This window comes from Haloplanus ruber (assembly GCF_024494725.1).
Lineage (GTDB): Archaea > Halobacteriota > Halobacteria > Halobacteriales > Haloferacaceae > Haloplanus > Haloplanus ruber.
Genome location: NZ_JANHDK010000001.1, coordinates 1,161,156 through 1,177,172, shown reverse-complemented (window position 1 = coordinate 1,177,172; position 16,017 = coordinate 1,161,156). Strand labels below are relative to the sequence as shown.

At 67.3% G+C, this 16,017-nt stretch carries 13 protein-coding genes; 1 reads left to right on the top strand and 12 read right to left on the bottom strand.

Translation table 11 applies throughout. The features are described 5' to 3' along the window. Window positions 1-2: 2 nt before the first annotated feature. The 5 genes from gltB to NO878_RS06280 form a co-directional block, all read right to left on the bottom strand. Complete coding sequence (gltB, locus tag NO878_RS06300; RefSeq protein WP_256405109.1) at window positions 3-4,535, bottom strand: glutamate synthase large subunit; 4,533 nt, start codon at window positions 4,533-4,535, stop codon at window positions 3-5. Between the two features lie 231 nt (window positions 4,536-4,766). After that, a complete protein-coding gene (gene proS / locus NO878_RS06295; RefSeq protein WP_256405108.1) occupies window positions 4,767-6,242 on the bottom strand; it encodes a proline--tRNA ligase in 1,476 nt (491 codons plus the stop codon). Between the two features lie 49 nt (window positions 6,243-6,291). Beyond that, window positions 6,292-7,062 (bottom strand): endonuclease V, encoded by a 771-nt coding sequence (locus tag NO878_RS06290; protein ID WP_256405473.1) that lies wholly within the window; start codon window positions 7,060-7,062, stop codon window positions 6,292-6,294. Window positions 7,063-7,069: 7 nt separating this feature from the next. Further along, window positions 7,070-8,035 carry a rhomboid family intramembrane serine protease gene (locus NO878_RS06285; protein ID WP_256405107.1) on the bottom strand — a complete coding sequence of 322 codons (966 nt, stop codon included), beginning with the start codon at window positions 8,033-8,035 and terminating at the stop codon, window positions 7,070-7,072. A gap of 280 nt (window positions 8,036-8,315) precedes the next feature. Next, on the bottom strand, window positions 8,316-8,849 hold the full coding sequence (locus NO878_RS06280) for an inorganic diphosphatase (RefSeq protein ID WP_256405106.1): 534 nt from the start codon (window positions 8,847-8,849) through the stop codon (window positions 8,316-8,318). 325 nt (window positions 8,850-9,174) lie between these two features. Here NO878_RS06280 and NO878_RS06275 point away from each other — a divergent pair, with 325 nt between their 5' ends. Further along, a complete protein-coding gene (locus tag NO878_RS06275; protein WP_256405105.1) occupies window positions 9,175-9,534 on the top strand; it encodes a PadR family transcriptional regulator in 360 nt (119 codons plus the stop codon). Here NO878_RS06275 and NO878_RS06270 read toward each other — a convergent pair. From NO878_RS06270 to NO878_RS06240, 7 genes are read right to left on the bottom strand one after another with little or no spacing between them, the layout of a single operon-like run. Continuing rightward, a complete protein-coding gene (locus tag NO878_RS06270; RefSeq protein ID WP_256405104.1) occupies window positions 9,515-10,078 on the bottom strand; it encodes a DUF7108 family protein in 564 nt (187 codons plus the stop codon). The genes NO878_RS06275 and NO878_RS06270 overlap by 20 nt on opposite strands. Then, complete coding sequence (gene rnhA, locus NO878_RS06265) at window positions 10,071-10,664, bottom strand: ribonuclease HI (protein ID WP_256405103.1); 594 nt, start codon at window positions 10,662-10,664, stop codon at window positions 10,071-10,073. Before rnhA ends, NO878_RS06270 begins: the two co-directional genes overlap by 8 nt. A 48-nt stretch (window positions 10,665-10,712) precedes the next feature. Beyond that, window positions 10,713-11,882 carry an XdhC family protein gene (locus tag NO878_RS06260; protein WP_256405102.1) on the bottom strand — a complete coding sequence of 390 codons (1,170 nt, stop codon included), beginning with the start codon at window positions 11,880-11,882 and terminating at the stop codon, window positions 10,713-10,715. Further along, entirely contained in the window at window positions 11,869-12,675 is an 807-nt protein-coding gene (locus NO878_RS17155) for a Rossmann-like domain-containing protein (protein WP_256405101.1), read from the bottom strand. Before NO878_RS17155 ends, NO878_RS06260 begins: the two co-directional genes overlap by 14 nt. Then, window positions 12,672-14,042 (bottom strand): vWA domain-containing protein, encoded by a 1,371-nt coding sequence (locus tag NO878_RS06250; RefSeq protein ID WP_256405100.1) that lies wholly within the window; start codon window positions 14,040-14,042, stop codon window positions 12,672-12,674. The genes NO878_RS17155 and NO878_RS06250 overlap by 4 nt, the downstream gene beginning before the upstream one ends. A gap of 3 nt (window positions 14,043-14,045) precedes the next feature. Beyond that, window positions 14,046-14,975, bottom strand: coding sequence for an AAA family ATPase (locus NO878_RS06245; RefSeq protein WP_256405099.1), 930 nt, complete (start codon window positions 14,973-14,975; stop codon window positions 14,046-14,048). Next, complete coding sequence (locus tag NO878_RS06240) at window positions 14,972-16,006, bottom strand: XdhC family protein (protein WP_256405098.1); 1,035 nt, start codon at window positions 16,004-16,006, stop codon at window positions 14,972-14,974. The genes NO878_RS06245 and NO878_RS06240 overlap by 4 nt, the downstream gene beginning before the upstream one ends. Window positions 16,007-16,017 lie beyond the last annotated feature (11 nt).

The window sequence follows — 16,017 nt, the reverse complement described above, 5'->3', positions numbered from 1 at the left end:
GGTTAGTCGTCGCCGGTCTGGACCGTTCCCGCGCCCATCTCGCCGCTCCGGGCTGCCGACGCGGGTTCGGGGAGTTCGTTGCGCACGTCTTCCCGACTCTCCTCCGCGATGACTGCCGCGTAGGCATCCGGCATCACCTTCGTGAAGTTCCGCACTTCCGCTCCCCAGTCGTCCAGCAGGGCGGCCGCGCGGTCGCTGTCGGTGTACTCCGCGTGGTTCTCGACGAGGCGGCGCAACATCGCCTCGTCGGCGTCCTCTAGGTCGTGGTGGATGCCCACCATGTCCGTGTTGGCGCGCTCCTCGAAGTCGCCGTCGGGGTCGTAGACGTAGGCGACGCCGCCGGACATCCCGGCCGCGAAGTTCCGTCCCGTGTCGCCGAGGACGGCCACGACACCGCCGGTCATGTACTCACAGCCGTGGTCGCCGACGCCCTCGACGACGGCTTTCACGCCGCTGTTGCGGACGGCGAAGCGCTCGCCGGCGAGGCCGTTGACGTAGAGTTCGCCCCGCGTGGCGCCGTAGAGGGCGACGTTGCCCACGAGGATGTTCTCCTCAGGGTCGTAGGCGGCCGTCTCCGGGGTCCGGACGATGACCTTCCCGCCCGAGAGGCCCTTGCCCACGTAGTCGTTGGCGGCGCCGACGAGTTCCATCGTCACGCCGTTCGCGAGGAAGGCGCCGAAGCTCTGTCCGGCGATGCCGTCGAACGTACAGGAGATGGTGTTCTCGGGGAGACCACTCTCGCCGTAGCGTCGCGAGATCCGGTTCGAAAGCATGGCACCCACCGCGCGGTCCCCGTTCGAGATGTCCCGTCGGAGGTGGATCGGCTCCCCCTCCTCGATGGCGTCGGTCGCCGCCCCGATCAGGTCGTGATCGAGGTGTGTCTCGACGTCCGCGTGTTTCTGTTCCCGGGTCTTGTGTCGCTCGCCGCCGTTGGGGTCGGCGATGATGGCCGAGAGGTCGAGATGTTTGGCCTTGGGGTGATCGCTCTCGACCTGTTCGAGGAGGCCCGGCCGGCCGATCATCTCCTCGACCGTCCGGAAGCCGAGGTCGGCCATGATCTCCCGTAGCTCCTGTGCGAGGAAGATCATGTAGTTGATGACGTGATCCGGCTGTCCGGAGAACCGCTCTCGGAGGTCCTCGTCCTGCGTGGCTACCCCGGTCGGACAGTTGTTAGTGTGACAGATCCGCGCCATCACACAGCCCGAGGTAATGAGGCTGGCCGTCCCGAAGACGTACTCCTCGGCGCCGAGCAGCGCGGCGACGGCGACGTCACGACCTGTCATCAGACCACCGTCGGTCGAGACGCGAATGCGGTCGCGCAGCCCCGTCGCCCGGAGCATCTGGTTGGCCTCGGCGAGGCCGAGTTCCCAGGGGAGTCCAGCGTTCTTGATCGACGTCTTTGGCGAGGCGCCGGTGCCGCCCGAGTGGCCCGAGATGTGGACCACGTCGGCGTTGGCCTTGGCGACGCCGGCTGCGATGGTCCCGATGCCCGCCTCGGCGACGAGTTTCACGTTGATGTCGGCCTCGGGGTTGGCCGTCTTCAGGTCGTGAATGAGCTGTTTGAGGTCCTCGATGGAGTAGATGTCGTGCAGCGGCGGCGGCGAGATGAGTCCGACACCTGGGGTCGAGTACCGAACGTGGGCGATCATCTCGTTGACCTTCTTGCCGGGGAGGTGTCCACCCTCGCCGGGCTTGGACCCCTGGGCCATCTTGATCTGGATCTCGTCGGCCGATGAGAGGTAGTTGGAGGTGACGCCGAAGCGGCCGGAGGCCACCTGCTTGATGTTACACTCCTTCTCGGTGTCGAACCGCTCCGGTGGCTCGCCGCCCTCGCCCGTGTTCGACTTCCCGCCGATGCGGTTCATGGCGATGGAGTTGGTCTCGTGGGCCTCCGGTGAGAGCGACCCCAGTGACATGGCGGCCGTCGAGAACCGCTCGACGATTTCGTGGACCGGCTGAACTTCGTCGAGCGGAACCGGGTCGCGGTCACTGTCGAACTCGAGGAGTCCGCGCAGGGTCTGGAGTGTCTCCTGCTGGTCGTTGATCAGGTCGGCGAACTCCTGGTATTTCTCGTAGTTCCCCGAGCGAACCGCCTGCTGGAGCGTTCCCACGGTCTTCGGGTTCCACTGGTGGTGGATGCCGTTCGAGCGATGTTCGTACTCGCCCTGGCGTTCGAGGTCCGGATCGTCCTCGAAGGCGACCGCGTGACGCGTCTCTACGTCCGCCTCGATCTGTTCGATGCCGATCCCCTCGGTGCGAATCTCCGTCCCCTCGAAGTACTCCCGCACGAAATCCGAGGAGAGACCAACGGCCTCGAAGATCTGGGCGCCCTGGTAGCTCTCGACGGTCGAGATGCCCATCTTCGCCATCGTCTTCAGGAGGCCGTCCTCGAGGGCTTTCTTGAAGTGAGCGACAGCCTCGGACTCGTCGGCACCGTCCGGCCCGGCGACGATGTCCGAGATACTCTGGTAGGCGAGGTAGGGGTTGACGGCGTCGGCGCCGTAGCCGACGAGGGTCGCGAGGTGGTGTACCTCGCGCGGGTCGCCGGACTCGACGGCGAGACCGGCGTGATTGCGGAGTCCGTTCCGAACCAGCGCGTGATGGACGCCGCCGGTCGCGAGCAGACTGGGGATCGGCACCCGCTCTGGCCCGGCGTTGCGATCCGAGAGCACGACGATGTCGGCGCCGGCCTCGATGGCCTCGCGGGCGTCGCGGCGCAGGCGCTCGACCGCCGTCTGCAGGTCGCCGCCCTTCTCGTAGGTCATGTCGACGACGGTCGAACTGAACTCGCCGTCGAGGGCCTTGATATCGGCGGTCTGGGCGTCCGTCAGTACCGGCGAGTCGACGACCAGTTGGCGGGCGTGTTCCGGCGTCTCGTCGAGAAGGTTGCGCTGGGGGCCCAGGCGAGACTCTAGGCTCGTCACGAGTTCCTCGCGGATGTAGTCGATAGGCGGGTTCGACACCTGCGCGAACAACTGTTTGAAGTAGGTGAACAGCGGCCGGTTGAAATCCGAGAGCACGGACAGCGGCGTGTCGTCGCCCATCGAGCCGACGGGGTCCTTGCCGTCCTCGGCCATCGGTTCGATGAGGTGATCGAGTTGGTCGTAGGTGTAGCCGAAGGCCGACTGGTGGGCGCGAAGCGATTCGACGCGGCCACGAGGCTCGAAGTCCTCCTGTGCCTGTTCGTCGAGGTGGCGCTGTTCGCGGTCGACCCACTCGCCGTACTTCGCGTCGGTCAACTCGTCGAACACCTCGTCGTCGGGGATGACACGCCCCTCCTCGGGGTCGGCGACGAGCAACTGACCGGGCTGGAGTCGGTGTCGCTCCTCGATGTCCCCGGGGTCGATGTCGAGGGCGCCGGCCTCGCTGGCCATGATGAGGCGACCGTCCTCGGTCACGTCGTACCGGCAGGGGCGGAGTCCGTTGCGGTCGAGGGCGGCGGCAATCCGCTCGCCGTCGGTGCCGACGACCAGCGCCGGGCCGTCCCACGGTTCGACGAGGCTCGCGTGGTAGTCGTAGAAGTCCTTGCGCTCTTGGCTCATCGCGTCGTCCTTGCGGAACGCCTCGGGGATGAGCATCCGGAGCGCGTGGGGGAGGTCACGCCCACCCTGTACGAGCAGTTCGAGGGCGTTGTCGACGGAGGCGGTGTCGCTCTGGTTGGGATCGTTGATGATCGGCTTCAGCGTCTCCAGGTCGTCGCCGAAATCCGGATCTTCGAGGTCCGTCTCCCGGGCGCGCATCCAGTTGATGTTCCCCCGGATGGTGTTGAACTCGCCGTTGTGGATGATGTTCCGGTAGGGGTGAGCGAGATGCCACGCGCCCAGCGTGTTCGTCGAGAAGCGCGCGTGCACCAACACGAGCGTGGACGTAACGCGCTCGTCGACGAGGTCAGGGTAGTAGGTGGGGAGCTGTGTCGCCTTGAGCAGCCCCTTATAGACCAGCGTCTCCCGGTCGAGCGAGCAGATGTAGAACCGGCCGGCGCCAGCCGAGTCGAGTTCCTCGATGGCGTTCTCGACGGCGCGGCGGGCGACGTAAAGCGTCCGGTCGAACGTCTCCTCGTCCATCTCCTCGGTCGGCCGGACGAACGGTTGCTGGACGTAGGGCTCGGAGTCGAGGGCCGTCTGCCCGAGTTCGTGGTTGTCCGTCGGGACGTCACGCCAGTGGAACACTTCTAGGCCGTGTTCGGCGAGCGTCCGCTCGAAGATGGTCATCAGGCCCTGTCGGGCCGCCCCGTCCTGGGGCATGAACACCGATCCGACCGCGTATGGCTCCGACAGGTCGGCGTCGACGACGGCCTCGAAGAACTCGTCGGGCCGCTGGATCATAATGCCGGCACCGTCACCGGTTGCCTCCTCCGCGCCGGTCGTCCCGCGATGTTCGAGGTTGATGAGCAGGTCGATGCCGTCGGCGACCGTCTCGTGGGAATCGCCACCCTCCAAATCGAGGACGACGCCTACACCACAGTTTGATCGCTCGTCCGTGGGGTCCGCCAGCCCCCGCTGATCGGCGTGGGCGTCTCTCCGCGGCTTGGTCATACCTGGCATACCGGGTTCCCACTTATTAGCCTGTTCCTGTTACCGTAAGGCTTCATTAGTCACATACAAGGTAATATATATCATATTAATTCCACCAAATACCTTGGCGAAACTAACATAATGATCGATAATCTTCGATACGCCAGCCGCCGTGAGGGTCGTACGGTCGACCGTCAGTCGTGACGTTCGGCCCCGTGATGGCGGTATCCGGAATCGCTGGGGTCGACGCTATCAGTACGAACGAGCGAAGTAGGCAGTTTCGACGGCGTCGTCCTCACAGAGCGCACAGGTCTCGCCTTCGTGGATCGGTTCCGTGTCGCTCTCCTCTCCCTCGAAGGGCACGAGGACGATTTCGGCGGCCACCGGTTCTTTGATCGCCGCCTCGCAGTCCTCGTCGCCACACCACGGCGCCTTGACGTAGCCGCCGTGTTGGCCGATGGTCCCGAGAATCTCCGCCCGATCCGACGCCTCCCGGACGTTCTCGGTCAGGTTCTCCTCGGCGGCGGCGTAGAGTTTGGCGTGGACGGTGTCGAGGTGGTCCCGGACGGCTCCGACGATACCGTCGCGGTCAGCCTCGGCGGACTCGCCGTCGGGCCGGTGGACGAGCGTCGTCGTCGCCTCCTCGACCTCGTTGGGGCCGATTTCGATCCGGAGTGGGACGCCCTTTAGCTCCCACTCGTTGAACTTGAAGCCGGGGTTGTGTTCGTCGCGGTCGTCGAGTTCGACGCGAAGGCCCGCTTCCCGGAGGTCGCTGGCGATAGCCTCGGCGTACGTCAGCACGTCGTCTTTCGTCTCCTCCTGCCAGATGGGGACGATCACGACCTGTTCGGGCGCCATCGTCGGCGGCAGAACGAGTCCCTGATCGTCGCTGTGGGTCATGATGAGCGCCCCGAGCGCCCGCCAGGAGAGCCCCCACGAGGTGGTGTGGGCGACGCGTTCGTCCTCCGTTTCGTCGGTGAACGTGATGTCGAACGCTTCGGCGAAGCTCTGTCCGAGGTAGTGGCTGGTCGCTCCCTGGACCGACTTGCCGTCCGGCATCAGCGCCTCGACGGTCGTCGTCGTATCGGCACCGGGGAACTTGTCGTGTTCGGGCTTCTTCCCCCGCAGGACCGGCATGGCGAGGACGTCCTCGTACACCTCCTCGTACTGGTCGAGGCGCGTGAGCGTCTCCGACCAAGCGCTCTCCTCGGTCGCGTGGGCGGTGTGACCCTCCTGCCAGAGGAACTCCTTGGTGCGGAAAAACGGCTTGGTCTCTGTGGCCTCCCACCGGATCACGCTACACCACTGATTGACGCGGGTAGGGAGGTCCCGGTAGCTTCGGATCCACTGGCTCAGATACGGTGCGATGATGCTCTCGCTCGTCGGCCGGACGGCCAATCGCTCATCTAACTCCTCGTAGCCGCCCTGTGTGACCCACGCCACCTCGGGGTCGAACCCCTCAACCACGTCCTTCTCGCGTTCGAGATACGACTCGGGGATCAACATCGGGAAGTAGGCGTTCTGCACCCCGGTCGCCTTGAATCGGGCGTCGAGCTCGTTTCGAATCGTCTCCCAGAGCGCGTACCCACGCGGGCGCGTAATGATGAATCCGCTCATCCCCTCCGGGCCGTAGTTCGCTAACCCTGCCTTGCGTACCACCTCGGCGTACCACTCGCCGGTGCTGTGTTCCTTCGACTCGGTGATCCCGAGTTCCTGATCGTCGCTCATTACCGGGAGGTGACGGAGATACGGCTTAAAACGTGCGGAGCGTCGGCGACTACCCGACTTCGGCCTTGCACTCCTCGGCGTACGCGTCGGCCAGTCGGGTCGGCTCCGGAAGCTTGTAGCCACCACACAGCGCGGCGACGACGTCGACAGCCGTCTCCACGCTCACGCGGTGGCCCGGACTCACGTACAGCGGGTTGATGACCGGGTTCGAGTCGTACTGCCGCGACTGGTAGGCGTAGCCGACGACGGTCCCGTCGGGAGCGTCGATGTCGTCGTCGGCCACGACCGGCGCCCGCCAGCCTGCCGGTCGCCCGCCGACGCCGCCGTCGACGTCGATTCGCCCGCAGAGCAGGTTCTTTGCGACGCCGACGCTCGGCACGTCGAGGACGACGCCGAGGTGGGTCGCGAGACCAGCCTGTCGGTAGTGGATGCGCCCACTTCCGTCGAAGACGACGAGGTCCGGGTCGGTCGTCAAGCGTTCGAACGCCGCGATGATCGGCCCGCCCTCGCGCATGGCGAGTAGTCCAGGAATGTACGGAATCGACAGGTCGGTCACCGCGTAGGTGCGCTCGATCACCGTCCCACCCTGGAGACAGACGACGGCGCTGACCGCCCGGTCGTCGAGGAAGGCCTGATCTACGCCGGCGACGACGGGCCGGTCGCTGGCGGATGTCGCGTCGGCCGCCAGTGAGACGGTCGCCGGATCGAACGCCAGGTCGTCCGCGAACCGCGCCAGGTCCGCGACCTGTCGCTGGAGTCGCTCCATCTCCGCGCGGGAATCGTCGGGGTCGGGGACGAACTCGGGGCGGTCGGGGGTCACGGCCGGATCACCGTCGTCCCGGGCCACCGGGACCGCCGGGACCACCCGGGCCACCCGGACCACCCGGGCCGCGCCCGCCGCCGAAGGTCAGTTGATCGGGAATGTTCCGCGGACGCTTGAGTCGCTTGCCGTAGGCGAGTCCAATCACGAGACCGATCAGGTGTGCGAGGTGGGCGACGTTGCCCTGGCCCACCGACGACGCGGACTGTGGTGAGAGGAAAAAGAGCACGGAGATGACGGCGAATCCGCCGGTGAACAGCCACAGCGGAACGGGGATGATGAAATAGAGATAGATCCGCAGTTTGGGGTTGAGCACCGTGAGGACACCGAGAACGGCGAAGATGGCGCCGCTGGCACCGACGACGCTCACGACACCCGTGGGACCGAGCGAGCCGAGGAGGATGCTGACCCCGACGAATCCGAGGCCGGCGAGGGCACCGCTGAGCAGGAACAGGGCGGCAAAGCGTTTCGATCCGGCGTACCGCTCGACGAGTGGGCCGAAAAAGTACAGCACGATGCTGTTTCCGGCGATGTGATAGAGGCCGCCGTGGGCGAAAATCGAGGTGAGCCACGTCCAGACGTAGGCGATGTGATCCGACCGGAGAACGAACAGCGACGCCATCACTTCCCGTCCGAAGACGGCCCCGATACCCAGTTGGAGGGCGAACGTGATCCACATGAGCGCGAGAAACAGGTACGCCACGTTCCCCCGGAAGTAGCCGAGCAGGCCGCCGATCCCCGTCACCGAGTCGAGGCCGGGAACCCTGTCGAGAACGCTTTGACTCGCCCCGCCCTCGGCCTGTACGCTATCGTCGAAGCCGCTGTCGAACACGCCGTCCGGATCGTTCCACTCGTTCAACCCGGGACAGTCGTGGTTCTCCGGCAGTCGATGTTCCGCACAGAACGTCCCGCCACAGCGCCGACACTGGTACGGCAAGTTCTCGTGACTGCCGCACTCGTCGCACTGAGCCATTACCTCTGCGTAGTGGCGGGGTCGACAAAAAGGGGGGCGGTCGTCGATTCGTCCCCGGGCGGTTCAGCGCCCCGCGTCGTCCGACCGAGTCGACCCCTCCTCGTCCGCGTCGTAGTTCGACGGGACGACGGTCACGTGACTCAGGCCGGGGTGGGAAGTGTCGCTCATACCAGTCCGTACGCTACTCCCGAGTAAAAGATTACCCATGCGCATAATTTATGCGCCGGGTGGGATGGATAACTGACGGGTATGTGCTCGCGAGGCCGGGGCGGCGCCCGACTCAGGCGAACGTCTCGTCGTAGAGGTCGAGTGCGTGTTCGATGGCGTCTTTCGCGGCGGCTTTGTCCTCCCAACCCAGCGTCTCGACTTCCTTGCCTTCTTCGAGGTTCTTGTAGGTCGCGAAGAACTCGTCAATCTCGTCGAGGGTCTGCTGGGGGATGTCGTCGAGGTCCTGGAAGTGATCGAACCGGGGGTCCTCGGTCGGGACGGCGATGACCTTGTCGTCCTGTTCGCCGTCGTCGTCCATCTTCATGAGTGCGATGGGGCGGGCTTCGACGATACAGCCAGGGAACGTCTGGTCCTCGACGAGGACGAGGACGTCGAAGGGATCCTCGTCGTCGTAGTACGACTGGGGGATGAATCCGTAGTCGCTCGGATAGTGGACGTTGCTGTGGAGAACCCGGTCGAGGACGATACCGGGAACGTCCTTGTCGTACTCGTACTTGTTGCGCTCACCCTTGAGACACTCGACGACGGCGGTGATCGTCTCGGGCGGGTTCGGGCCGGGTTCGAGGTCTTCCCACAGGTTCACCATAGTGATACGACGGCCGAACCGGCAAATAGTCCTTTCGGGACGGGAGCACGGCAACACGAATGAAAAAGTACATGAACGCCGGTGACTGAATCCGGTGTGACAGGCGCGAGTGGGCGAACGCGCAGGTCCGACTCGTTCGCGCCTCTCCGGGCAGCGATATCGACGGTGACCGGGCAGTCGCCGTCGGTTCGAGCCGAACACAAACATGTCCAGTCACCGATGTGTCTGATATTGGTAACGTACTATTCCGAGGGTAGGGCCTCTAATTCTCACAATCAAGACTTACTTGAGAAAGGTTAAATATCTCCGTGACATGTCTACTAGTATGTCAGAGGCACAAGCAGTAAGCAGCAGCCCCGGCATCGTTCGCGATCTGACCGCGTTTCAGCATAATATCCTCGTCATCCTCTCCGAGGAGGCCATGTACGGGTTGGCGATCAAGCGCCAGCTCGAGGACTACTACGGGACCGAAGTGAACCACGGTCGCCTGTATCCGAACCTCGACAACCTCGTCGAGATGGGACTGGTCGAAAAGAGCGAACTCGACAAGCGAACGAATCAGTACGAACTGACCGAGGAGGGCCACGAGGCGGTCCTCTCGCGGCTGGACTGGGTACTCTCGAAGTTCGTCACCGACGAGGACCGAGCCGACTCGGTCCGTGACCTCATCGACGCGCAGAACTGAACTCGGGCATCTCGGTTTCGGTTACGGCGTATACGTGTTCGAGCGACTGCTCTACGGCGTCGCGTTGCTCGTCGCTCGGCCACGCGTTTCGCGGGAAATACTCCGTCAGGAACTCCCGTAGCTCCGCCGCCGTCGCCGTCTCTACCTCCCGGGCGTAGTGATTGCCCATGAAGTCCGCGAACGCCCGAGCGTTGGCGGCGTGCACCGCTCCCTCCCGCTCGCGGACGCGCTCGACTACCGCGGTGTTGTGCTGTTCCACCGACTCCCACTCCGCCGGGTCGCCGCTCCCGGACAGCGAAATCTCGACCGCGCGGTCGGTGTCCTCGATGCGGTCCAGTTGCGCCGTGTCACCCTCCAACCACTCGGCCGGATGGAGCACGAGCGTGTCGTCCTCCGCTCGGACGCGGGCGGTGTAATCGAACGCCGCGAGGCGTTCGTCCCGGTCACGCTCGTAGGCGGCCGCCTCGTTCTCGTCGACCGCCCGGCGGGCCAGGCGGGTGAGCCGTTCGGCCTCCGTCCGTACCTCGCGTGGCAAATCAGTCATTGTCGAGTGCCTCGTTCGCCAGTCGGTCGGCGCGGTCGTTTATCTCCCGCGGAACGTGTTCGAGCGACCAGCGGTCGAATCCGGCGAGTAACTCCCGGACCGTCACTCGTCGCTCCCGAAGTCCGGGGTCGTTCGCGTTCCACTCTCCCCGCACCTGTTTGACGATCAACTCCGAGTCGCCGCGGACGTCCACCTCGTCGAACCCGTGGTCGCGCGCCACCTCCAGTCCGCGAATCAGTGCCTCGTACTCGGCGCGGTTGTTCGTCGTCTCGCCGATGGTCTCGCCCCCCTCGTCGACGATTCCATCCCCCGAGACGATGACCCACCCGACGGCGGCCGGTCCGGGGTTGCCGCGGCTCGCTCCGTCGAAGTAGACGTGTGCCCGGCCGCCCGCGTCCGAGAGCAACGCGGTCAGGTCGGCCGGCCGGGCGCCTTGGACAACGACGCTGTCGTCGTAGGCGACGGCCACCGCGTCGCCGCGTTCCGCCCGCCAGCGCTCGTGGTCGGTGTTTCCCGACTCGACGGTCACGCCGGCCTCCACCAAGCGCAGTCGTGCCGTCTCGGGATCGCAGTCGATGGTCGGCATCGGCCCCACTTCGACCGACCGACTCAAAGGCCGTTCGTTCCCGGTCGACTATCGAGGGACGCCCGTGTCGGCGTCTGCCCCCGCGTCGACGTCCACTCGCTCGTGGATCGGCCCCTCTCGGGCCTTCAGGTGTCGTGGCGTTCGGTCGTTGGCGACAGCTAGTACCTCCGCGACGATGCTGTGAGCGATCTGGTACGGCGAGCCCCCGCCGAGGTCGAGACCGACCGGCGTGTACAGCGACGACAGTTCCGCCTCGGTGAACGTCCGCCCCTCCTCGTCGAAGGCGTCGCGCATCTCCTCGAATCGGTCGCGAGGTCCCATCAAGCCGACGTAGGGAACCGACGCATCGAGCAACGCCTCGACTGTCAGCCGGTCGTCGACGAAGTTGTGGGTCATCACGACCGCGTACGTGTTCCCGCCGAGCGTGAGGTCGTCCGCTATCGACGCGGGCGAGGTGGTCAGCGCTCGGTCCGCGGCCGGGAACTGGTCCGCGAGGTCGACCGCGCCACGGAAGCCGACGACCGTCACGCGGAAGTCGCTTTTCGCGGCCAGCTCTGTCACCGGTCCCACGTCGTGGCCGGTTCCGAAGACGACGAGCTCCGGCGGCGCCGACAGCCCGTCGACGAACAGCGTCAGTCCGTCGACCGTCACGGTGGCCGCCCGACCGCGTTCGGCTAAGTCGGCCGCCGAGCCGGCCAGTGCGTCCGCCGGCCAGGCCGCGGGGTCTGCCGCGGGCGTCGACAGCGAGCCGTCCACGGGGTCGTAGTACGCGCGGTCGCCACGCTCCAGTGGCCCGTCGTCACCGTCGAGCACCGTGACGACGGCGACGTCCCGGCCGTCGGCAAACGCCGACACCGCCGGGCGGTACGTCTCGGTCAGGGGTTCGAGCAACACCTCGATGACGCCGTTACAGCCGACGCCCAGCCCCCAGACGTCGCCCTCGTCGTCCTCCATGAGGTCGTACGTGACGAGTCGGGGCTCGCCGGCCGCTCTGACCTCGCTTGCGACCTGGACGAGTTCGTCCTCCAGACAGCCAGCGGTGATGCTGCCGACGCCCGTCCCCTCGGCGTCGAGGAGCATCTTCGCCCCCGGTCGCCGGTAGGCGTTCCCCTCGATGTCGACCACCGTCGCGAGGACGTCCGTTCCATCCGCGTCGAGTCGGTCGCGGATGCGCTGTACGACTTCCGTCTCCGGTACACTCCAGTTACGTTGTGTCATGGCTCACTCCGTCGGTCGCATCGAGTCGCACGCCGTCCGCTCGGTCGGCCGCGACGTAGCCCTTCCGAACGCCGGCGTCGTGCAGTTCCGTTCCACAGGCGCCCCGCCGAACCGCCGTTCGGACTCGCGTGGCGTCCTCGACGGCTGCTCCGGCGACGACGTCCGCGCCCGCATCGAACAGCGGCCCGGGCAGCACGGAGGCCGTCGCCCCCACGACGACCAGGGTCGCTGTCGCCGGTGCCGCGTCCAGATACCGGGCCGCCCCCCCGTAGACGAACGCCGAGCCGGTGAGAAAGACCACTTCAGTCTCTGCCATCGCCGTTGCCGTCTCGTCCGGCGTGAACGTCTCCACTTGGACGCCCGCCGGTGCCGACACGTCGCCGACCGGGGTCCGTTCGATCACGCGCACGGTCACGTCCGCGAACTTCCGCAGGGCGGGGCGAAAGAGGCCGACCGTCGTCACCCGATCCACCGCGGGGTCCAGCAACGCCATCGGATCGCCCGTCCGCCACTCGACGTGGGGGGCCGACAGCGCGTTCAGCGTCGCGATGCCGAGCGCCCGCCGAACGGGGGTGGCCGCTGTGTCGTCCATCGCCCACGTCAGCAGGCGCCCGATGTCGATGTCGTCCGTCGGCGGTACGTCACCCGGCGGCCGATGGGCGAGACCGGCCGCGTCGGATAGCTCCACCAGCACGACGGCGTCTCCGACGGTGATCCGGTCGACGCTCGCGCTCTCCGTCGCGCCACGGGCACGGAGACGGTCAGCGACCCGCGCGATCACCGACGCCGTCACGACCCGTCACCCCCCGATCCGTTCCGCCGACGGTCGTACTCGTACCCGACCGGGCCGGTGAGGCCCCGGCGTTCGATCTGTCGGGCCGCCTCCGCGAGGTCGGCCGGTTGGGCGAAGCCAAAGAGCGCGTCGACGTACGGCTCGCACGTCGCCATCCCGCGGGACCGAGGCTCGAACTCCGACGACACGGCGAGCGGGTTGAGCCAGAGCAGCGCGCCCGCGCGGTCTGCCAGCCACGTCACGCCGTCCTTCAGGACGTCCTCGTCGCCCACGTCGAGGCCGTCACTGACGACGATGACGGCCGTCCGCCGGTCGACTGCGTGGGGATGGTCCCGCCGGAGCGTCGTGAACGCCCCACCGATTTCGGTGCCGCCGCCCCACTCCACCGCGGCGTCCCGGAGCGCGCCCGCCGGGTCGCCGCCTGCCCGGTCGAACTGTGCCGTCACGTCGCGGAGGTCGGTATCGAAAAGGAACACTCGCGCGTCTCGGGCGCTCGCGTGCAGTCGGTCCGCGAACGCGAGCAGGACGCTCCGATCCACGGTGTCGAGCACCGATCCGCTCACGTCGACGAGCAGGCAACACCGGAGTTCACTGGGCGTCGGCTCCCGACGCGGCAGGTCGATAGCCGCGCCCCCCGTCTCTAGGCTCGCCCGGAGCGCCCGTCGCGCGTCCACCCGGTCGCCCGTCCGCGACGCCTGCTGGCGCCGCCCGGGGAGGGTCGCGAGTGCGTCCACGAACCGCTCGATGGCCGCGGACTCCGCGACGGTCAACTCCGCCGCGTCCACGTCGACCTGGCCACCCTCGCCGACGGCGCTGTATCGCCTGGCGTCTCCGTCTCCCGTCTCGGCCGGTCGGTCGCCCGTCACGTGCCGGCGCTCCGTCGGAACCCGCACCTCCACGTCGCCCGAGCCGTCCCCGTTCATCTCCGGGGCCTCCGCGTCCGCAAGCAGCCCAGGGTCGTCGGGGGTCGAATCGCTGTCGGCCACGGGGTCGTCGTCGCCCTCTCCGCTCTCCGGCGACGGTCCCTCGTGGTCCGTCGCGATGGCGTCGAGGCCCGACCGGAGCCGGTGCCAGAACTCGGGGAACGCCTCGTCGAAGGCGTCGAGACCCGACGCCTCGGAGACGAGCGTCGCTCGTAGCGCTGCCTCGGCGGCGTCTCGGTCACCCAGTCCGACGGTCGCGAGCGCACGTGCCGCCGCCAGCGATCCGCTGGTCGGGACGGAGACGCCCTCGCGTCGGAGCATCCCGCCGAGCCGTATCGTCTCGATCAGCACGTGCTGTCGCGCAGCGCGAAAGTCGGGCAGGTCGTCGCGGCCGTCCGTCGGCGGGGCGTCGAGACCGGCGTCCGGGTCGTCGCTTGGGGCCATGCGTTACGCTTCGAGTTGGTCTCCGGCGGCCGCGGCCGCCTCCCGCAACTGTTCGAGCAACTCGGTATCCACCCGTTCCACGTCCTCGACTTCCTTCAGCAGACAGCCGATGGTGCGCTCGATTTCGTCGGCCGAGAGCGGTTCGTCGTCGGTCCGGAGCCGTGCCACGGCGCGCGCCCAGTCCAGCGTCTCGGCCACGCCCGGCCGCTTGAGGAAGGCCTCTTCGCGGAGGCGGGCAACGACGGCACACACCTCGGCCGCCACCGCCGCGTCGAGTTCCGGCACCTTCCGGCGGACGATGTCGTACTCGTCCTCGAACGCCGGCGGATCGACGTGGAGGTAGAGACAGCGGCGCTTGAGCGCGTCCGAGAGCCCCCGGGTCCGATTCGAGGTGAGCACGACAACCGGCGGCTGGTCGGCGCCGACGGTGCCGAGTTCCGGAATCGACACCTGGAAGTCCGAGAGCAGTTCGAGCAGGAACGCCTCGAACGCTTCGTCCGCGCGGTCGATTTCGTCGATCAACAGGACCGGCGGCGTCTCGTCGCCCGCGGTGAGCGCACGGAGGAGCGGCCGCTCTAGTAGGTACTCCTCGTCGAACACCGACCGGCCGCCGTCGTCGTCCGCGACGCTTCCTTCGTCGGCCTGCACCGCGAGCAGCTGTTTGGTGTAGTTCCACTCGTAGAGGGCGTTCTCCGCGGTCAGCCCCTCGTAACACTGCAGACGGATCAGGTCGGTCTCGAACGACTCTGCGAGCACCTTTCCAAGCTCCGTCTTGCCGCTCCCTGGCGGCCCCTCGACCAGCAGCGGCCGCCCAAGCTGGAGCGCGAGGCTGACCGTCGCCACCGTGCGGTCGTCAGCCACGTAGTCCGCCCGCTCGAACCGCGCTTCGAGGTCCGACTCGGACACCGACTCGAACGACGTGTTCCGGGTCATGCTGGGGCCGTCGAGTCCTCCTCCAGATACGCCGTTGGATCGGCACGGAACGAGTCAGCGCAGCCGCGACAGCAGAAGTGGTACGTCTCGTCGTCGTGGTGGACGCTCGCGGCCGCCTCGTCGGGTGTAACCGTCATGCCACACACCGGATCGGTCGCGTCGGCGTCGGTGTCGGGAGCCGTGTCCGTCTCGCCCTCGGCGTCGGCACCCACAGCCCGCGCCCGCACGTCGACCACCTCCGCGAGGATGCTCGCGGCAATTTCCGGCGGGGTGTGGGCCGTGATGTCGACCCCGGCGGGGTTCGTCACCGCCGCCTCCACTGCGTCCGGGTCGCGGTCCAGGAGACCGGCCGCCCGCTCGATCACCTCCGCACACCGGGTGTCGCTGGCGACGAGACCGATGTAGCCTGCGTCGGCGTGGACGCCGGCCGCCACCCCGCGAGCGTCGTAGCCGCCCATCGAGGCGACGACGACCAGCGGCGCCGTCCCCACCTCCGCGGCGATGTCCTCCGGGTCGGTGGTCGCCGTCACCGCCGTTCCCGCCGGCAGGCCGTCGGCGTTGCCGTCCGGGTCCACGACCGTCACGTCGACGGGGAGTTCGGCGGCCAGTCGCGCGAGCGACCGCGCGATTGGCGATCCGCCGACAACGAGCAGTTCCGGCGCCGGCGTCACCGGCTCGACGAACAGTTCGAGGACGCCCTCGCTGTGACACTGCATGGGGAACGCCGACACCCCCGGGCGGTCGACCGTGTCGGGGTCGGGGGCGATACCGAGCAGGCGTGGCTCGCCGTCCTCGATGGCGGCTGTCGCCTGCTCGCTGACGATCGACTGCGCACACGACATGCCGCCGATCCAGCCGTGAATCTCACCCGACCGCGTCACGACCGCCCGATCACCGACGTTCGCGGAGACCGGTGGCTCGCGGCGGACGACCGTCACCCGCGCGTACGCCTCGCCGCGCTCCGCGAGCGCCCGCTCTAAGGCAGCCCCGTCGTCGCTCGATTCGTCCCGTCGCGTGTCGTCCCGTGTCATCTGTGGTGATC